This window comes from Streptomyces sp. NBC_01497, from assembly GCF_036250695.1.
Taxonomy (GTDB): domain Bacteria; phylum Actinomycetota; class Actinomycetes; order Streptomycetales; family Streptomycetaceae; genus Streptomyces.
The window spans coordinates 8,343,796-8,362,055 of sequence record NZ_CP109427.1 but is presented as its reverse complement, the minus strand read 5'-3'; the positions used below and the strand labels follow the sequence as shown (position 1 = coordinate 8,362,055).

Sequence of the window (18,260 nt, the reverse complement as noted above, 5' to 3'; positions counted from 1 at the left end):
AACCGGAGAGCTCCTGTGATGACGCCACCCCGGAGCGGATGCGACTGCCGTGGAGAGTGCGAATGATTCGACGCGGGCACGGCCGCTGGGCCGGGGGTGGTGGGCCGGCTCAGGGGGCGGTCGCGGGAACGAGGTGGTCGAGCCCCCGCGCACTGCCCGTCGCGGCCTCGATCGAGCGCGGCAGCATGATGCTCTCGTAGGCGCGGACGGCAGCGTCCACGTTGGATTCCGTGATGAGGGCGTGGGCCAGGTCGGAGCCGTCGAGCATGGCGAGGTTGGCGCCCAGCCCCACCGGTGGCATCAGGTGCGCGGCATCGCCGAGCAGCGTGACGCCGGGAACGTGCTGCCAGGTGTGCGGAGCGGGCAGGACGAACAAGGACCGGTTGATGAACCCGCTGTCGCTGTTGCGCACGATGTAGCGCAGGCCCTCGTCCCACCCGTCGAACATCGTCAGCAGGTGCGACCGGACGGCCCGTTGGTCGCCGAGGTCGATACCGGCAGACACGTGCCAGTCCTGCGGCGCGCGCAGCGCGATGTAGGCGCGGATGTGGCCGTTGCTGTTGCGCTGGGCGACCAGGGATCTGCCCGCGCCCTTCACCAGCATCGATCCGTTGCCGACCAGCCTCGCGAGGTCGGGATGGCGGGTGTCGCAGTGGTCGAATCCGGTCTCGACGAAAGTGACACCGGTGTATCCGGGTACGGCGTGCGACAGGGCCGGGCGAATACGCGACCAGGCACCGTCGGCACCGACCACCAGGTCGAAGTCCTCGGTGGTGCCGTCACCGAAGAGCAGCCGGCAGGCGCCGTCCGTCAGCGGTGCGACTGCGCTGACCGCTCGGTCCCACCGCACCGTGTCCTCGGCGATCGAGTCCAGGAACAGTCCGCGCAGTTGGCCTCGGTCGATCTCCGGCCGGCCGCCGGCGGCGGAAGGCCCCTCATGCGCCAGGAGAGCGGCGTCGGCGAAGTCGAGCACCCGCCACTCCTCTCCTTCCGGGCGGGCGAGGGCGTGGAATCGGTCGAGGAGCCCCGCCGCGCGCAGGGCGGCCTGTCCGGTGTCGGCATGCAGGTCGAGGGTGCCGCCCTGCGGGCGGGCGTCGACGGAGGCCTCTCGTTCGAAAACGGTGACGGAGCGGCCGTGCCGCTGCAGAACCCGGGCGCAGGCGAGGCCACCGAGGCCGGCGCCGACAACCGCGATGCGGGGATCACGAGCAATGTTCATGGGGGTGTCCCTCAGGAGGTGGGTGAGCCGCTGGGAGGCCGGCATGACCAAGAAAGCACACCGACCCAATAAGTGCAACGAGTACACTTTCGTAGTCGATTCACTTCGAGGTACGGTGGGGCTGTGACTGAAGCAACCGGGCGCCGCGAGCGCAAGAAGGCCCAGACCCGCCAGTCCCTGGCCGACGCCGCACTCGAACTCTTCCTCGACCGCGGCTACGACCAGGTCGGCGTCAAGGACGTCGCCGACGCCGCCGACGTCTCGGTGACCACCCTGTTCAAGCACTTCTCCGGCAAGGAAGCCCTGGTCTTCGACCAGGACGACGACCTTGAAGCAGCGCTCACGGCCGCCGTGCACGACCGAGCCCCCGGCCAGTCGATTCCGCAGGCGCTGCGCGAGCACGTCCTGCTGAAGCAGACCCAGTTCGCGGTCCATGCCACGGACCCGCGGTTCGCCGACTTCACGCGCATGGTGCAGGAGACCCCCGCACTGCGCGACTACGCGCACCGGATGTGGACGCGCCACGAAGCGGCCCTCGCTCGTGCCATTACCGAGGCCGTCGGCGCCCCCGAGAACGACATCAGTTGCGCCGCCCTGGCCCGTTTCGCCCTTGAGGCCCGCGGCCTCGTCCTGCGGCACGCCGAACCGCGCCGAGCCGCCGACGAGGCCTTCGCATTGCTCGAACACGGCTGGGCAGCCTCCCACCCGGGCCGCTGAGCCGTCCTCCGGACGGGCCCGGCCATGGCTCCACGGCCTGTGGCAGGCGGTGTCCCCCCGCCGACAGGGCCGGCCGGCGATGGCCTTGCCTGCCGCGTGGCACGTCCGACAGCCCGGAGCGGCACCGTGGCCCCGTAAGGGAGGAGGCGCCCGATACCGTCCGGAGTTTCGAGCGCGGCCGGTGCGGCCGAACGGGCGTCGGCCGGGTCCTCGGCCGGCCGGGCGAGGTCCGCCTTGGGGCGCAGCATCAAGACGGCGGTCTCGTTGCCGGCCGCGGGGTGGTGAGCGCCGCTGAGCCCGCGCCGCGAGCGGAGGAGCCCATCCCCATGACCAACTCAACCCGAAGCGGGACGCAGTGCACGACGCGTGGCCCGCGGACGTGCCGACAGGGAGACCCCTACGCGGCGGCGACTCTCGTGCTTCGTGACCCGACATCGCGAAGCCCGGAGAACGGCCGCCGCCGTCACGGAACTGCGGACCGGCAGATCGGGTGACCCGCGAGGTCAAACGTCATACTCAGGGCAGGAACGACGCGACACCTTCCCGAGGTGGCTGCGGACCTGCGACCCTGGCGGACCTATCGCGCTGAGTGGCCAACCACCCGCCAGCCGCGTCCCCAACCGCACAGGGCAATTCAACTAGGCCGTGCGCGGGCATGTGTGACGCCTACCGACCGCGTCGGGTGGTTCCACCCGTACACTGCCGCCGGGGTCACATCCGCCTCCGCGCCTGGGGCGGTCGCGTCCTGCCGGCCGCGACCGGTCAGACATCGATGTTCGAGCCCATGATGACGGTGCGGTCGCGGGGGAGGCCGAAGTGGTCGGCGGCGTCGGCCGTGATGTACGAGGTGGCGACGAAGAGCCGCTTCCGCCACGCCCGCATCGTGGGCGACGTCCCCCGCCGCAGTTCGATCTTGGACAGGAAGTACGAGGCCTCGTCGAGCTCCAGACGCCCCTCGGTGCGGGCCGGATCGATCAGCGCGAGCGCGCCGGGCACATCAGGGGTTTCCATGTAGCCGTACCGGGCCGTGACGTGGATGATCCCGTCGTCGGTGTAGCCGAGGTCGTCGACGACGACCCGTTCGCTGTCCCGGATGCGGGGCACGGGTTCGGTCTGGATGGACAGGATCACCACATGGCGGTGGCGCACGTGATTGTGCTCGACGTTCGCCCGCATCGCCAACGGCGTGGTGTGCTTGTCCCGGTTGAGGAAGACAGCCGTGCCCGGGACCTGGAGGACGGGTGTCTTCTGATGCTTCTGGTGCCACAGGTCGTCGACGAACTCGCGCAGGGAGCCCTCGCGCTGTGCCCGCTCCGCGGTGACCATGCTGCGGCCCCGCTGCCAGGTGGTCATCACGGTGAAGGCGGTGACACCGATCAGCAACGGCAGCCACCCGCCGTGGACGAACTTGGTCAGGTTGGCGGCCACGAGCAGCAGGTCGAACAGGAGCAGGGCGGCCCCGCCGGCGGCCAGCGCCCATACCGGCGTGCCCCACCTCCCACGGGCGACCGAGAAGAACAGCAGCGTGGTGATGGTGATGGTGCCGGTGACCGCCATGCCGTAGGCGGAAGCCAGTGCCGTGGAGCTGCGGAAGGCAAAAATCAGAGTGAGGACCGAGGCCATCAGCAGCCAGTTGATGAAGGGCACGTAGATCTGACCGATGGTGGACTCGGAGGTGTGCGCGATGCGCAGCCGCGGCAGGTAGCCGAGCTGGGCGGCCTGCGAGGCGAGCGAGTAGGCGCCGGTGATGACCGCCTGCGAGGCGATCACCGTGGCCGCCGTGGCCAGCAGCACCATGGGCAACCGCCCCCAGCCCGGCACGAGCAGGAAGAACGGGCTGCTGATGTGGTGCGGGTTGTGGAGGATCAGCGCCCCCTGGCCGAAGTAGTTCAGCATGCAGGCGGGAAAGACCAGGAGCAGCCACGCGCGCGTGATCGACCGGCGACCGAAGTGCCCCATGTCGGCGTACAGCGCCTCGGCGCCGGTGACCGCGAGAACGACCGAAGCCAGTGCGAAGAAGGCCGTGCCGAAGTGGCCGCACAGGAAGCCGACCGCGTACGTGGGGGACAGAGCCCGCAGGATGCCCGGGTGGCCTACAACGCCGCCGATCCCGCAGGCGCCGATCACCGTGAACCACAGGATCATCACCGGCCCGAACACGCGGCCCACCGCCGCAGTCCCCCGGCGCTGGACCAGGAACAGCACGACGATGATCGCCGCCGTGATCGGCACGATGGCGTCGTTGAGGGACGGTTCGACGACTTTGAGCCCTTCGACCGCGGACAGCACCGAGACCGCCGGCGTGATCATGCTGTCGCCGAAGAACAGCGAGGCACCGAAGATCCCCAGCCCCGCCAGCACCGCCACCGCGCGCCGGCCCCGCTTCGCCTTCCCCTGCCGCAGCAGGGTGATCAGCGCCATGATGCCGCCCTCGCCGTCGTTGTCGGCACGCATCGCGAGCAGCACGTAGGTGATCGAGACGATGATGGTGACCGACCAGAACACCAGCGACAGGACGCCGTACACGTTGCGCGCGGAGACCAGGACGGGGTGCGGGTCGTCCGGGCTGAACACGGTCTGCAGCGTGTAGAGCGGGCTGGTCCCGAGGTCACCGAACACGATGCCGAGGGCGCCGATCACCATGCCCAGCCGCGCCGCGTCGTGCGTGCCCGGAGCCGGGCGCCGCACCTCCGGCCTCGGCAGCGCCGAACGGCCGTCCGGCACCCTCCCCCGCCTGCCGTGGGGCATGACGATCCTCCTCCGCGCTCCAGGGGCCCGGTTCGGCGCACCACGCGGACGATATCCCGATCACCGCGCGCACCCGCACCACCCGCCGGACGCCGGGTCACAGAAGCGTCAGCGGAACGCCCCATGCCAAGGTCGGGGTAGCTGCTACCCGGTGGAGATCCACCCAACCGACCGATCCGCCCGCGCCGGCGCCGGGACGGGCGGTCAGGCGGTGGCGGTCAGGCGGTCAGGCGGTCAGGCGGTCAGGCGGTCAGGCGGTCAGGCGAACCTTGCGGTCAGGCGGACATTGCGGCGACCGGACGGGGGGTCAACGGCGCTCCGGGACGGCCCAGGTGGGCGCGGGAGCGGTCCTGGGCACGGGGCGCGTGCGGGTCGCGGCCGGTCGACGTCCTCGGCCACACCCGCCGCGCGGTCGCCGACGCCGAGTGTGGCGCAGCTGTTCAGGAGGTGGGTCTTTTACCGTGGCCTGTGGCGTGTCGGGCTTCTGCGAGCGTTGCGGCCCGCGTGCGGGACAGGCCTGGCCAATCGGTCAGCGCGGTCCGGCACAGCTTGCGGTGCGGCTGCCGAAAGAAACAACGGCGCGGAGATTCTCGGAACTCAGAAGACGTGTCGCGGTGGTCTTCGCAGTCGACACCGTCGATGGACCGCCGGCTGCGCGGTCACATGACCGGCGAGCCGAGGGCCGCTGAGGCGATCTTCCCTCCGCAGATCAGAGGAGGGAGAAGTCGATGGGGTGACGGGTCAGTCGGCGGTCGGGTAGCTGGCGGTGCGGACCAGCGTGAAGTCGTCCGGACCGACCTCGCGTCCATGATCGTCAACAAAGCCCACGCGAACCGCCTGGTCGGTTCCCCTGACCCGGCGCAGAAGACTGGGGCCTTCCGCCCACGGGAGGTTCTTGTCGCCCCACTGCTGCAACGCGGCGAGTATCAGGAGCAGTTCATGACCGGCGGGCGTGAGCGAATATGAGGACCGGGCTCGCTCTCCCGGGTCCTGGTAGGGCACCTTCTCGAACACCCCGTGGTTCACCATTGTGCCCAGGCGGTCGTTGAGTACGTCCGAGGCCACGCCCAGTGCCTTGCGGAACTCGGAGAACCGCGACGCGCCGTTCATCGCCGCCTCGCGAAGGATGAGGAAAGTCCACCGTTCGCCCAGCACTCCCAGACTGCGAGCGATGGCACAGGGGTCATTCGGCACGTTACCCATAACCGTAGGGTACCACCCTGAATCGGTTTTCCAGAGTCAGGGTGGCGCACTCCCTCAACCGCCGGCCGCGAGTGACCCATGCCCGACAGATCGCTCCATCGGGGCCACCGCTCCTGCACGTATGGCGGGCGCCGTCCGTCAATGCCGTCGAGCCCCCCTCGCCCAGCTCATCGCTTCGGGGCGTACTTCGCTGAGTGCTCGGCGAGGTCCTCCTCGAACGGCCCCACCTGCTGAAGGCCGTTCTCGAACGCCTGCTTCGCCCACTCCTGCACCTCGGGCGTCGCCAGCGCGGCGAAGAACAGGTCCGACTGCGCGGCGAGTTCGTCATCCTTCGGCAGCGTCTGCGGGTTGACCTCGCCCTTCAGTTCCCGGATCGCGCTGACCGAGAAGCCGGAGACGCGCGTCACGAACGCGTCGATGAACGCGTCGAACTCGGCGTCGGGGACCGCCCTGTTGACGTATCCGTAACGCTCCGCCAGCGCGCCGTCGAAGTCCTCCCCGCCCGCCATGATCTCAAGCGCCCGCGCCCGCCCGACGAGACGCGGCAAGCGCGCGACGGCGCCACCGCCCGGGATGACGCCGGCCGTGATCTCGAACTGGCCCAGCACGGCGCGCTCCCGACTCGCGAACCGGATGTCGGTGGCGAGCACGAACTCGCTTCCCGCACCACGGACGCGCCCGCGGATCGCACTCACGGTGAGCACCGGGAGCTTGCTCAACCGGATCACCAGGTCACTGAACGGCGCCTGGCCCTCCACCTGCGGCGGGTGGTCCGCGAGCAGCGAACCGTCGTCGGCGAGGTCCCAGTGCGCGAGGAAGTAATCAGGGTCCGCGCTCTCAAAAAGGATCCCCGGGTCGTCCCGACCTCGGCCTGCTGGTCGCCATCGCCTGCGGTGAACAGGGCCTGGATCCGCTGGTGCTGCTTGTCGGTGAGCAGATCCGCATCGGTGTGCAGGACTCGACGCCCGCGTGGAGCGGGTCGCCGGCGAGGCTTCGGTGGCCGTACAGGTTCCGCTGTACCCGGCGGCGGCACCGGTCCAGAGGGTCACCGACCGGGCACACGACGGGGAACGGGTCCATTACCGCCACCGTCCGAGGCATCTCTTCGGCGGTGACAGTCTTCAACCCGGTGTCGTCCAGGGCGGAGCCGGCCCAGCGGCTCCTGCGCGAGCCGGCTCACGACGGCGGCTCGGGTCGAACCTCACATCCACTACGGCGGTACCAGCGCTCCGCTGCAACGACCCGGCAGGCCAAGGCGGCACGGTCAGGATCGAGCCGTTGCCCGGCGACGGGAAGGCCGAGCTCGTCGAGGCGGCAGGACGTCGCCGGATCAGGGCGAACGAAGGCGGCGTCAGGCAGGTCGTGGTCTTCCGGATGAATGCCACCTCGTCCCGCGTGCTCGGCTTGCGCGCCGGGCGAGCCACAAGGCGACGCTGGACAACGTGCTCCACGAAGCGGCTGAACCTGTCCCCGTGAATACATCGGCCGTCAGCGAGGTCCGCCGGTGTCGCAGGCGTGAGCGGCGAGCGGCGAGCGGCGAGCGGGAACGTCTGAGAGGCCGCTGTTTCTGGGGCTCGGACGGCCTCGTCGTCCGCGATGCGGCCCTCAACAATTACCAATGTCGCTCGGCGACTTGGTCGAGAACGATGAGCTGTCCCAGGTGCTTCAGCGGCTCGACAGTGAGCAGGCTCCGGCGGTCACGAGAGCCTGCTGGTGAACGATCAGTGAGCTGGCGAACTCAGCAGGGCTGGACCGTGACGGACCAGCCGGCACATCACTCACGCGGAACGCACGCACGCGCCGGCACCACGTCCGCGGCGATGACCGGACCCGGTGACCGGACCACGGTCCCGGCCAACTGGTGCGAGGAGAAACCGGAACGGTACGCGCTCGTCGGTGCGAGGACTGAGAACCGACGGTGCCGCCCGAGGAACCCGCAGGGCCGTCCGTGCGGGAGTGGCGGCCGTTCGTGCGAGTGGCGTGTTCCTGAAAACGAAGACGGGAAGAATGCACCTTCCCATGACACCGAGAGGCGCGGGAGCCCGCCGAGATAAATCCGAGCAACCGCACGAAAGACCAGAGCGGCCTTTTCCTACCGTGATGCGGATCGAAACGCCACCCGAACGGGCTCTTTTGCGCCGCCCCGTGAGGCCGTTGGCATACAGGGCGAACTCTGAGAAGCAAAAAAGCTGGGGCCTGCACCCTTAGGCGCAGGCCCCAGCGATTCGTCAGCGTCAGGCGGGAACGATGTTCTCGGCCTGCGGGCCCTTCTGACCCTGGGTGACGTCGAAGTTCACCTTCTGGCCCTCCTGCAGCTCGCGGAAGCCCTGGGCGGCGATGTTCGAGTAGTGGGCGAACACGTCAGCGCCGCCACCATCCTGCTCGATGAAGCCGAAACCCTTTTCCGCGTTGAACCACTTCACGGTGCCAGTAGCCATGTCATATCTCCTTCGGGGCGGTGCCCTGCGCCCGCACTGTGCGAGCTCAGCGTCGCCGTGATGATTACCCCATCCGGAAAGCACCGGAAAAATAAAAATGCTCCCACCTTGGCAAAAACAGTGGAGGCAATCAGACTCTGGGAACCACTACTGCAACTGATCTTTACCCTAGCACAGCACAGGCCTGCGCCCCGGCGGCGGATTGAATTTTGCGGCACGACGTGCGCGAGACTCGCCTGGGAAAACCGCAATTTCTCCCGTCACGGCAACAGATATTCGCCGTGGCGCAGAGATGATGTGTCCGTCTCGGCAGTGGCTTCATCCGAGGAAATGTCGTCCCGAGCGGAGGAGCGACGATGCGGCTGTCGACACCGGCAGAGACCGCCGGCGCCAATTGCGCTGAACACTCCTCCCCACCGGCGCCGCCGCGACCCGGCGCCCTTCGGCCTGAGCAACCACCGCGCGCTGTGCCTCGACCCCGTACGCCAGGCGGCGTCCGGGCCTGCACGCAGTGATTCACCGCGAAGAGCACCGCCCGGTGCGCCGTCCCCGCACAACAGCCGGCCGCTCCAGGAGCCGGCCTGGGCCTGGGCCGATTGCCGGGTTCCCGGGTGATCCCGATCGGCGCAACGGCTGCGCTCTCGGACGCCGAATCGGGTACGCCCCCTGCAGGCGGCGCTCCCCACCGACCGCGGCGCCTGCGAGAAGCAGATCGAGTAGAGATCAAAGGGCCCCATCCGTGCCGAACAACAAGCCCCAGCCACCCCAGCCGCCCGAGCCGTCCTCGCCCTCCCAACCGCCCTACCTGCCGCCGCTGGTCACCGCGCGGCAGGTCCTCGGAAAGTGGCCCGTCTGGGCCTTCCCTTCGGTTCTGGTGACCCTGGTGACATTCCTGCTCGCGCTGCTGTACTCGGGCGGCATCGCCGACCCGCAGGGTTCGGCGCACCACCTGCCCGTCGCCCTGGTCAATCAGGACAGGGGACCGATCGGCGCGCAGTTCGTGCGGGGCATCGCCGATGCGCCGGACCCGCACCACCGTGTCGCATGGAAGATCCTGAGCCCTGCGGCCGCCAAGGACCGCTTCAACATCGGACGGCTGTACGGGGCGATCGTCGTCCCGGCGGACTTCACCGCCTCGCTCACCGCGATCATCCGCCCCGGCGCTCCAGTGAACACCGTGCGACCACACGTCACCCTCCTCACCAACCAGGCCGCCGGCAGCCTTGCCTCCTCGCTCGCCGCCGGCATCGAGCAGGTGGTGGTGCCCGCTGCCGCCCGGCAGACCGGTCTCCAGTTGCGCAAGCAACTGACCGCTACCGGGGCCAGGCCGACCGCCCCTCAGGAGATGCTGCTCGCTGATCCGGTCGCCACGGTCACCGCACCCGGTCACGCCATCGGCCAGCGCACGGGTCTGGGTCTGAGCGCGTTCTACCTCACCCTGGTGATCGTGCTGGGCGGCTTCCTCGGTGCCACCATCATCAACAACGGGGTGGACGGGGCCCTCGGCTACGCACCCAGCGAATTCGGACCGGTACGGCGGGAGCGGGCGCCCCTGCACATCACCCGCACCCACACCCTGGCCGTCAAGATGGTGATGTCCACGGTGCTCGCCACGGTGACCGCGAGCGGGATGGTGCTGGCGACAGCGGTGATCATTGATCTGGACCTGCCCCACCTGTTCCTGCTGTGGGTATTCGCCGTCTGTGCCGGCGCGGTAGTGGGGCTGGGCGTACAGGCGATCATGGCGATCTTCGGTGGTCTCGGACAGATCGTCAGCATGTTCTTCTTCGTTGCTCTCGCGCTTCCTTCGGCGGGCGCCACGATCCCCCTCGAAGCGGTCTCCGGTTTCTTCCGCGGTCTGGCCTGGTTCGAGCCGATGCGGCAGATCACCGGCGGAGTGCGGGCGATCATCTACTTCGACGCGCGCGGTGGCGCCGGCCTGGAGCGTGCCTGGCTGTGGCTGTGCATCGGGTTGGTGGTGGCGCTGGTGCTCGGCTTCGGTATCACCGCCATCTACGACCGCCGCGGGCTGGACCGGGTCCCTCCGGATCAGTTGGTAAGGCCCTCCGCGTGACGGGGCTCCAGGTCGCGGGCTTCGTGGCGGGCAACGACCCGGACGGTGACGAGTGGTGTCCGGGTGCGGGGCGAGGGCCCGGTCCCGCCTCGCCGCGGTCGTCCCCTTGGCCGGTCGGGGCTGGCGGCCCCGGTCCCCGCGGCCACCCCTGATGGACGCCGTGTGGACGTCGACGGAAAACCCCAGTACGAGCCGGTGAGGCCGGACCTGCCGTTGCGGGCACGCAGCCGGATCACTCCGCCCTCCTCAGGCGCGCCCCCCTCCACCCGGCCATCAGGTCCTGCCGAGGGGCGCGGGCTGTAGCCGGCCCGGGCCCAACCCAGCACCTCCAGCCCCAGCCCCCAGCCCGGCGATGACCGTCCTGCCCGTCTCGCCGGGCCGAATGGCCGCGAGGCAGAACGACCGCCCCTCCCCCACCACCGTCGCGCAATGACGTGGTAGGAGGCGGCGCCCCTCGCCCTTACGGAACGGCGACCGCCGCGGGGACGGTTCCGGCCGCGCGGGTCACGGCTGCCAGGCTGGCCGCGAGTACGGAACGGTCCCGGCCGGCGGCCCATCGAGTGGTGTGCCCCTCGCGGTACTCCAGGAGGGTCAGTGCCTCGCTGTCGTTCCCGGCAACGGTGGCAGCGCGCTGACCTCGGACCGGATGGCCGAGGCACTGGGCGCCCTCGGGTTCGAGGACCTGCGCCACATCCCCACGGTCCCCGGCGGCCCGGTACTCGTGGCCGGCCGCCGCCCCGACCGCGCCACGTCCGCGTGGGTACCGCTCGGCCGCGCGGCCAAGCGGTACCGACGCCCCGCCGCAGTGCGGGTGAAGCGGGTGCGGTCGTCGACGTCTCCGACGCCCACCACCACGCCCAGCGACCGGAATTGACGCTGAATTGAGCGCCGAGGAAGGCCGTGCCCCCTCGACGGATGGGGCGGCGCATCAAGGTTCGGGCGCCACCTCCAGGGGTGCCGCCACGCTCTCCTGGTGCTGCTCGACACCCGTTACACGGACGTCGAAGCCGTCAGCCGGCCCGCGGCGACGACTTCGACGTCCGTGACGAAGCCCTCGCCCGCCTCGACCCTGTTCTGCCGACTCTGGCGGAGTTACGGACGGGGAGCCACCGCGCAGTTGGAGCGGTTGTCCTTCTGGACAACGAGAACCGGGCCTTGACCGCCCGAAGCGGCGGCACACGCTCGGCTCGGCTTCGCGGGCCGGTTCACGTCCATCTTCGCGCAGCACCGACGGCATACGCGTCGCCGTCGATCCTTGGCGCGCGCGAGGCGCCATAACGTGAATGGGTGGGGGAGCACAGCAGAGATGGCGAACCTTCGCCACATGTGTCAGCCGTGCGGCACACCCGCTACCGGTTGGCGACCGAGGAAGTCCTCCAGGGCTTCGGTAAACCGCGCCGGCTGTTCCTCGGCTGCGTAATGGCCGCAGTCGTCGAGGACCACCTCGGTGACGTCGTCGGCCGCCAGTCGCATCGTCTCGGCGACCATCGCGCCGCTGTACAGCGCGCCGCCGATGGCGAGCACGGGCAGCGTCAGCCGGGTCCTCTTGCGCTGCTCGTTCTGCGCGATCGTCTCGTCCAGCGCCCGGTAGTACGCGAAGCTCGCCCGCAGCCCCCGAGGGTCCGCGACGATCGCATCGACGTAGACGTCGACGGCGTACGCGGGGATCGAGGCCGGGGTGGCGGCCTTCTTGGCGAACTGGTAGCCGAAATAAAGCCGCTCGCGCCCCCGGACCATCTCCTCGTTGAGGTCGGTGAGCCGGTTGAAGCCGAAGTGCCAGAGCCGCTGGTTGACCGCGGCCGGGCTGAAGACCGACGGGGCCGGCGTGAGCCCGGGGATTATGGCGTCGACGACGGCGAGCCGGCCCACCCGCTCGGGGTGATCGGCAGCGAGGGCGTATGCCGTCCACATGCCGATGTCGTGGCCGACCAGGTCGAACCGGTCGTGCCCGAGCTCAGCCATCAGCGCGACCAGATCGTCGGCCAGTGTGCCCGCGTCGTAACCGTCGTCGGGCTTGTCGGACAGCCCGGCCCCGCGCGAGTCGACGGCGATGACGGTGTGCTCGCGGGCGAGCGCGGGCATCACCTTGCGCCAGGCGTACCAGGTCTGTGGCCACCCGCCGACCAGCAGCACCGGCGGGCCGTCCCCGCCGGTGACGGCGTGCAGCCGCAGCCCGTTCAACTCCACGAGCCGACTGGTGAAGACGTCGGTGAACCCGTCGGGCAGCCGCAGCGAACTCAAGGTTGTCATGCGGGCGACCCTACCCATCTTGGAACGATCGGAACAAGATGGGTAGGCTACGCACCATGGCGGGCCGCAAGCAATTCGACGTGGATGACGCACTACGACGCGCGATGCACGTCTTCTGGCGCTGGGGCTATTCGGAGGCGTCGATCGACCGCCTGACCGAGGGCACGGGCCTGGGTCGGGGCTCGCTCTACGGCACCTTCGGTGACAAGAGCGCCCTCTTCCGCAAAAGCCTCGAACGGTACGTGCAGACCTACCACCCGCTGTTCGACCAGGCACTGTCCGGCCCCCACCCGAGCCCCAGCGCCGCCGTGGCCGCCTTCCTGCAGGTCACCCTGAACCGCATCGCCGACCCGACGGTCCCGGACGGCTGCCTGGTCACGGTGTCGGCGACGCAGTTCCCGGCGCTCGACGCGGAGAGCCAGGCGATGGTCCGCGCGGTGATGGATGGTTTGCGGACGATGCTGGAGCAGGCGTTGCTGGCGGCGGGGGCCGGTGAGCAGGAGGCGGCAGAGCTGGCGTTGTGCACGCTGGCGACGAACAAATCCCTGGCGGTTCTGAGCCGCGCCGGCTTCTCGGGCGATGACCTGGCGACCGTTGCCGCAGCCGCCGCCCGAATCCCCGGGAGGCCACATCCACTCCCTTGAACAGTGCGACGGACACCCAGAGCCCCGGCAAAGTCGTCAGGTGATGCCGAGTAGTGCCGGTAGTCGGGTCCTGTCGCGGGCGCGGTGGCGGTTGGCGGCGGCGACGTTGGTGACGCCGGTGATGCGGAGCGCGCCGACCGCCTTCCATGGCCTCGCCAAAGATGCGAGGGCTTGCGGACACGACGCATCCGGACCACGCCTACCCGCTGGAGAGAAGGCGCCGCAATCGACCCACTGCTCGCACCCGCCACCATCCTGCGGGTGCTCGACTCCACCTACAGGTTCCGCCAAGCGGCCGTCACCAACTCGAAACGCCCGATCAGCGCTCTCGTCCCGCTGCTCCGTGTCCCGGTCAAGGGCCGAGGCCACGGCCGGCGACCCCAAGCTCCCCCGGCACGGTCATCCACCGGCTGACCGATCCGGCCTCCGCGACGCGGAGTATGACCAGAACCCTGTGCGGGTCCCCGCGAGGCTTCGCCAGGCATCGGAGTGCCAGGGTTGTGGCAGGCTTCCCTCCCGAACCGGCTGAGAGGGGTGACGGTGGTGCCGAGCGGCGCGGTGTCGGCGGACGATCCCGACTGGGACCCGGACGAGCACGTTCGCTTTGCCCGCTACCAGCAGGCGTTCGACGAGGTGGGCCCGGCGGATGCGGCTGCCCTCGTCGCCCACGTACTCGCCGATCCGGATCAGAGGATGGCTAACAGTGCCGTCTGCGAGTACCTCGACAGACGAGCCGCTGAACTGCTCACGGGTCCCGGCTATCCTGCCTGGCGCCTGGAGATGGCTTCCCCTGTCGGAGTGGACGAGTTCTCCGCACGGCGCCTCAAGGAGTGGACCCTGCTGCGGGCGATGACCTTGAGCGAGCCGTGGGACGCCGAGAACCTGCTCGCGGCCTCCAACTGGCTACAGCTCCACAGCGCCGAACATTGCTCAGCCATGACTGTTCTGGACGTCCTGGCGGAAAGTGGCCGCACCCGCCGTATCCGCAATATCGCCAAGTCCCGGTTGTCCGCCGCCCAGCGGTCGGGGCCGGCCGGACCGGAGCGCTGAGCCGCCGGCCTTTCAGCGCGCGCTGACGAAGAGGGTCCGATGTTCAACCGAGGGCGGGCCTCCGCATCAGCTACTGAGTCCGTGCGTCTGTACGGGACTGAGCACTTCACGATAGGCATCGACTCACACCGTAGTGCGGAAGGGTTCCACGATCCGCCCTCGTGTTCTCCAGGCCCCCGGGCACCCGCCTTCGCAACGGCGCCGGCTGCCACGCCACGACAAGACGCCCCGCCTGGTCACGGAAGCCGACGGAGGCTGGAGCGGCTACGCCCATGGTGATCACGCATGGTCAGACTCAGCCCAGTTGGACCGCGCGATGCGGAATCCCACGTCGTCGACCTGGAACGTCGGATGGCTGCGGCGCCGCACGGAGGCCCGGCAGCTCCAATGTTCGTCGAACCAACCACCGCCGCGAAGCACGCGGTAGTCCCCGTAGACCTCGGCATCGTAGATGTCCCAGCACCATTCCCAGACATCGCCGAGCATGTCGGACAGACCCCACAGGTTGGCCCGCTTGGCGCCCACCTCGTGTACCCGTCCTTGCGAGTTGCCGCGGTACCAAGCGATCTCGTCGAGTGGCCCGTAACGCGGTCCTGCAGTCCCGGCACGGCAGGCGTGTTCCCACTCGGCCTCGGTCGGCAGCCGGTACCCGTCGGCAGAGGCATCCCACTCGACGGCTTCGCCGTCAGCGCGGAGGTTGTAGGCAGGCGCGAACCCCTCACGTTTCGACAGGGCATTGCAGAACCGGACCGCGTCCCACCAGGAAACCCCGTCAACAGGCAGCCGATCCCCACAGACGGCGCCCGGCCGCCGGCCGGAGATCCGTGCGTACAGCGCCTGGGTGACCGGGAACGCGGCCAACTGGTACGGCGCGAGCTCGACCAGCCAACTGCGCTGTGTCCGCCGATCCGACAGCGTCACCTGTCCCGGCGGGACCGAGATCATCTTGTTTCCCGCATCCGTACCCATGGGCAGCTGATCCTAGTGGAGACCCGCGAAGTCAGCGTCCGGCTTCGGGTGCTGCCCGAGGCCTGCCGCCTGCTGGTGGAACGCCGTGCAAGCCCGCTCCACCGCATACCCGGTGTTCGCCGTCAGCCGAGGCGGTCGCGACCGCAGACGGAGCAGCGGCAGGATGCTCGCATGCAACCGATCTTCGTTCTCGTACACAGTCCGTCAGTGGGCCCCTCCACGTGGAAGCCGGTGGCCGAACAGCTGACCACCGCGGGATACCAGGTCCGCGTGCCTTCCCTCCTGCATGTGGGCGCCGGCGAACCGCCGTTCTGGCCGCGGATCGCTGCCGCCGTGCGTGACGACCTCGCGACCATCCCGACAGATCGCCCACTCGTGCTCGTGGCACACAGCAACGCGGGTCTGTTCCTCCCGTCGATCCGCTCGGGGCTCGATCATCCGGTGACCGGCTCGGTCTTCGTCGATGCCGCGCTACCCGCCCGCAACGGGTCTACCCCCGTCGCCCCACCCGAACTCCTGGAGTTCCTGCGGCCCATGGCCGTGGACGGCACGCTGCCGCGCTGGACCGACTGGTGGGACGAGGCCGACATCGCGCCCATGTTCTCTGAACCGGAGATGCGGCAGAAGGTCGTCTCCGAGCAGCCCACGCTGCCTCTTTCCTACTACGAACAGCGCGTCCCAGTCCCCGACGGCTGGGACGACCACCCCTGTTCCTACCTGCTGTTCGGCCCCCCTTACGACGACATGGCCACGGAAGCGCACGAACGCGGCTGGCGGACCGCACACCTGCCCGGCGCGCATCTGCACCAGATCGTCGACCCCGGTGGCACCGCTCGGCACATCCTCGGACTCACCGCCGGCTGAGACTGACACCTACGACACGCCACCGCCGGCTCCATCACACGTCGCCGGTCCGAAGGCGAGGCTCCGCTCCCACTCCCGACCACACTGGCCTGGTTCTCCGAGTCGGGAATTCGCCGCGGATATACGGCGAAGCGTTCGACGATGTCGTGCCGGAAGTGGTCCATGGTCTGGCCTTCGGGGACACCGGGCATCCTCGGCAAAGCCGGCGGGCGTCGGTTCAGGGCCTGGTCTGCGCCTTCTCGTCCACCCGTGCACCCGTGCACTCGTCCACCCGTGCACCCGTGCACCCGTGCACCCGTGCACCCGTCAGCACAGAAGACCAGGGCACGCTCCGGAGGTCCAGGCGGAGACCGGCGACAACGTGAAATCGACGTACGGGCCGGTCGGCAGCAGAGATGTCTCGCCTCGGTGCGGCTGGAGACGGAAGCCCTGGAGACCCGGGACCGTCGACTGTGGCATGCCCGTCCGCTGGCCGTCGACCGTGCCCACCCATAGGTGGGGTCCTGCCGAGTGCGCTCCAGCATCCTGGCCACCGGGCCCGCCACCTTCTCGTCGCTCACCGTGCGGGGCCGCCCGGTCGGCGCACGCAACCCGAACCGGCGATCCCGTGCTCGACGAGGCACCCCCACCGGTGGCCCTCCGCGTGCGGCGAAGTTGCTCTCGGTCCGCGCCGAGCCGTCCGAGAACCTGAATCGACCCTCGTGTCGTCTCCCTGGGCGTGAAAGGCATGGCAGAACTCGACGAGGCAGAACTCGTGCGTCGCATCGCCGGCGGTGACCGGGCGGCTTTCGACGCGTTGTACCGGCGCACCTCGCCCTGGTTGGCGGTGCGGCTCCGCCGCCGTTGCGCTGACGACGACGTCGTCGCCGACGTGCTTCAGGAGACCTACCTGGCGGTGTGGCGGGCAGCGGGCAGCTACGCGGGCTCCGTGACCGGGGGCAGTGCCGTCGGCTGGCTCTGGACGATCGCCGCGAACCGTCTGGTCGACGCGTTCCGCCGGCGCGCTCGGCAGGAGCGGCTGCCGACCCTTGCGGTGGCGGAGACGACCGTGCCGGCCGCCGAGGACGAGGTGATGGCGAACCGCGTCGATCAGAACCTCGAACAGGCGTTGCTGCGGCTGCCACCGGAGTTGCGGCAGGTACTGCAGGCGATGGTGCTCGACGACTTGTCGGTCCGGCAGACGGCGGTGCTGCTCAGCATGCCGGAAGGCACGGTGAAGACCCGCGCGAGGCGGGCCCGGATCGCGCTGCGGGAGGCGCTCTCATGACTCATCCCACCACCATGGTTCTGGCCCGTTACGCGGACGGCGGGCGCGGGCTCGACGATGCCGTGCTCTGGTCCATCGAGGTCCATCTCGACGCGTGCGCTGCCTGCCGTGGGCATCTGGCCGCAAACGCCCCTCCCGCCATGACGGATCTGCTCGACCGTGTCGCCGTCTCGCTCGACCAGGCGATCCATACGAGCCCGCTTCCTGCCCGGCAACGCACACGGGCAGGGGCCGTGCGCCGACGCCGGTTTGCTTGGACGCTGCTGCCCTGGCTCGCGGTGACCGTAGCGGTCGTGGGTTGCGGTGTGCTCCTCGACTCCGCCGAGCCGAGGCTGCCGTCGCTCGTGCTGCTGCTGGCCCCGGTGGCTCCGCTGCCCGGGGTCGCGGTGGCCTGGAGCCGACGGATCGACCCGGTCTGGGAACTGATCGCCACCACGCCCGCAGCCGGTCTGGCCATGGTGTTGCGGCGCGCACTCGCGGTGCTCGTCGTCGTGCTTCCGGCGCTGCTGGCGGCGGGTGTGAGCACCGGAATCTCCCTGGCCCTCGTCCTGCTGCCCTGCCTGGCCTTCACCGCGGCCACCCTCGCACTCGGCGCCTTCATCGGCGTGCGGCGCGCGGCGATCGGACTCGGAGCGGCCTGGTCCGCGGCCGTCCTGTTGCCGAGCCTGGCCACCGGATCCCTGTCCCCGGTCCTGCAGCCGGGCAGCAGCGGCGTCTGGCTGGTGACCACCGTGGCGCTGGCCGCGATCATTCCGTTCGCCTCCACCCACTTCCGCCGCCTGACCAGCGGCAACTGACCCCGTAACGAGGAGAGACA

At 69.7% G+C, this 18,260-nt stretch carries 16 protein-coding genes and 1 pseudogene; 8 read left to right on the top strand and 9 right to left on the bottom strand.

What is annotated here, in order from left to right; all coding sequences use genetic code 11:
* Positions 1-109: 109 nt before the first annotated feature.
* A complete protein-coding gene (locus tag OG310_RS35245) occupies positions 110-1,219 on the bottom strand; it encodes an FAD-dependent oxidoreductase (protein WP_329459915.1) in 1,110 nt (369 codons plus the stop codon).
* Between the two features lie 123 nt (positions 1,220-1,342).
* Here OG310_RS35245 and OG310_RS35240 point away from each other — a divergent pair, with 123 nt between their 5' ends.
* The gene (locus OG310_RS35240; protein ID WP_329459914.1) at positions 1,343-1,936 is read left to right on the top strand and encodes a TetR/AcrR family transcriptional regulator; all 594 of its coding nucleotides are present in this window, start codon (positions 1,343-1,345) and stop codon (positions 1,934-1,936) included.
* Between the two features lie 762 nt (positions 1,937-2,698).
* Here OG310_RS35240 and OG310_RS35230 read toward each other — a convergent pair.
* From OG310_RS35230 to OG310_RS35210, 5 genes and pseudogenes are all read right to left on the bottom strand, one after another.
* A complete protein-coding gene (locus OG310_RS35230; RefSeq protein ID WP_329459913.1) occupies positions 2,699-4,684 on the bottom strand; it encodes a potassium transporter Kup in 1,986 nt (661 codons plus the stop codon).
* A 741-nt stretch (positions 4,685-5,425) separates the two neighbouring features.
* Complete coding sequence (locus OG310_RS35225; RefSeq protein ID WP_329459912.1) at positions 5,426-5,887, bottom strand: winged helix-turn-helix transcriptional regulator; 462 nt, start codon at positions 5,885-5,887, stop codon at positions 5,426-5,428.
* Between the two features lie 167 nt (positions 5,888-6,054).
* Positions 6,055-6,735, bottom strand: coding sequence for an enoyl-CoA hydratase/isomerase family protein (locus OG310_RS35220; RefSeq protein WP_329460523.1), 681 nt, complete (start codon positions 6,733-6,735; stop codon positions 6,055-6,057).
* Between the two features lie 14 nt (positions 6,736-6,749).
* Positions 6,750-7,018: pseudogene (locus OG310_RS38655) on the bottom strand (transposase); the annotation flags it as partial.
* A 1,103-nt stretch (positions 7,019-8,121) separates the two neighbouring features.
* Positions 8,122-8,325 (bottom strand): cold-shock protein, encoded by a 204-nt coding sequence (locus tag OG310_RS35210; RefSeq protein WP_069775160.1) that lies wholly within the window; start codon positions 8,323-8,325, stop codon positions 8,122-8,124.
* A gap of 739 nt (positions 8,326-9,064) precedes the next feature.
* On the opposite strand from OG310_RS35210, the gene OG310_RS35205 reads away from it, so the two are divergent.
* Entirely contained in the window at positions 9,065-10,399 is a 1,335-nt protein-coding gene (locus tag OG310_RS35205) for a YhgE/Pip domain-containing protein (RefSeq protein WP_329459911.1), read from the top strand.
* A gap of 565 nt (positions 10,400-10,964) precedes the next feature.
* Entirely contained in the window at positions 10,965-11,273 is a 309-nt protein-coding gene (locus OG310_RS35200; RefSeq protein ID WP_329459910.1) for a hypothetical protein, read from the top strand.
* 455 nt (positions 11,274-11,728) lie between these two features.
* On the opposite strand, the gene OG310_RS35195 is transcribed toward OG310_RS35200, so the two are convergent.
* Positions 11,729-12,649: an alpha/beta fold hydrolase gene (locus OG310_RS35195; protein ID WP_329459909.1), complete on the bottom strand. Its 921-nt coding sequence runs from the start codon at positions 12,647-12,649 to the stop codon at positions 11,729-11,731.
* Between the two features lie 56 nt (positions 12,650-12,705).
* On the opposite strand from OG310_RS35195, the gene OG310_RS35190 reads away from it, so the two are divergent.
* On the top strand, positions 12,706-13,293 hold the full coding sequence (locus OG310_RS35190) for a TetR/AcrR family transcriptional regulator (RefSeq protein WP_329459908.1): 588 nt from the start codon (positions 12,706-12,708) through the stop codon (positions 13,291-13,293).
* A 36-nt stretch (positions 13,294-13,329) separates the two neighbouring features.
* Here the strand turns inward: OG310_RS35190 and OG310_RS35185 are convergent, their stop codons facing one another.
* Positions 13,330-13,452: a hypothetical protein gene (locus OG310_RS35185; protein WP_329459907.1), complete on the bottom strand. Its 123-nt coding sequence runs from the start codon at positions 13,450-13,452 to the stop codon at positions 13,330-13,332.
* A gap of 375 nt (positions 13,453-13,827) precedes the next feature.
* On the opposite strand from OG310_RS35185, the gene OG310_RS35180 reads away from it, so the two are divergent.
* Positions 13,828-14,343, top strand: a complete 516-nt coding sequence (locus OG310_RS35180) for a hypothetical protein (RefSeq protein ID WP_329459906.1) — start codon at positions 13,828-13,830, stop codon at positions 14,341-14,343.
* Positions 14,344-14,622: 279 nt separating this feature from the next.
* Here OG310_RS35180 and OG310_RS35175 read toward each other — a convergent pair whose 3' ends face one another.
* Complete coding sequence (locus tag OG310_RS35175; protein WP_329459905.1) at positions 14,623-15,312, bottom strand: formylglycine-generating enzyme family protein; 690 nt, start codon at positions 15,310-15,312, stop codon at positions 14,623-14,625.
* A gap of 207 nt (positions 15,313-15,519) precedes the next feature.
* Here OG310_RS35175 and OG310_RS35170 point away from each other — a divergent pair, with 207 nt between their 5' ends.
* The 3 genes from OG310_RS35170 (at position 15,520) to OG310_RS35160 (ending at position 18,240) form a co-directional block, all read left to right on the top strand.
* Positions 15,520-16,176 carry an alpha/beta hydrolase gene (locus OG310_RS35170; RefSeq protein ID WP_329459904.1) on the top strand — a complete coding sequence of 219 codons (657 nt, stop codon included), beginning with the start codon at positions 15,520-15,522 and terminating at the stop codon, positions 16,174-16,176.
* Positions 16,177-16,903: 727 nt separating this feature from the next.
* Positions 16,904-17,443, top strand: coding sequence for an RNA polymerase sigma factor (locus OG310_RS35165; protein ID WP_329459903.1), 540 nt, complete (start codon positions 16,904-16,906; stop codon positions 17,441-17,443).
* Positions 17,440-18,240, top strand: a complete 801-nt coding sequence (locus OG310_RS35160; protein ID WP_329459902.1) for a hypothetical protein — start codon at positions 17,440-17,442, stop codon at positions 18,238-18,240. Before OG310_RS35165 ends, OG310_RS35160 begins: the two co-directional genes overlap by 4 nt.
* Positions 18,241-18,260: the final 20 nt, after the last annotated feature.

Excerpts from the sequence above, each read along its gene's own strand:
- OG310_RS35245 (WP_329459915.1), bottom strand. The coding sequence starts at position 1,219 with ATGAACATTGCTCGTGATCCCCGCATCGCGGTTGTCGGCGCCGGCCTC.
- OG310_RS35230 (WP_329459913.1), bottom strand. The coding sequence starts at position 4,684 with ATGCCCCACGGCAGGCGGGGGAGGGTGCCGGACGGCCGTTCGGCGCTG.
- OG310_RS35225 (WP_329459912.1), bottom strand. The coding sequence starts at position 5,887 with ATGGGTAACGTGCCGAATGACCCCTGTGCCATCGCTCGCAGTCTGGGA.
- OG310_RS35210 (WP_069775160.1), bottom strand. The coding sequence starts at position 8,325 with ATGGCTACTGGCACCGTGAAGTGGTTCAACGCGGAAAAGGGTTTCGGC.
- OG310_RS35195 (WP_329459909.1), bottom strand. The coding sequence starts at position 12,649 with ATGACAACCTTGAGTTCGCTGCGGCTGCCCGACGGGTTCACCGACGTC.
- OG310_RS35190 (WP_329459908.1), top strand. The coding sequence starts at position 12,706 with ATGGCGGGCCGCAAGCAATTCGACGTGGATGACGCACTACGACGCGCG.
- OG310_RS35175 (WP_329459905.1), bottom strand. The coding sequence starts at position 15,312 with ATGGGTACGGATGCGGGAAACAAGATGATCTCGGTCCCGCCGGGACAG.
- OG310_RS35165 (WP_329459903.1), top strand. The coding sequence starts at position 16,904 with ATGGCAGAACTCGACGAGGCAGAACTCGTGCGTCGCATCGCCGGCGGT.
- OG310_RS35160 (WP_329459902.1), top strand. The coding sequence starts at position 17,440 with ATGACTCATCCCACCACCATGGTTCTGGCCCGTTACGCGGACGGCGGG.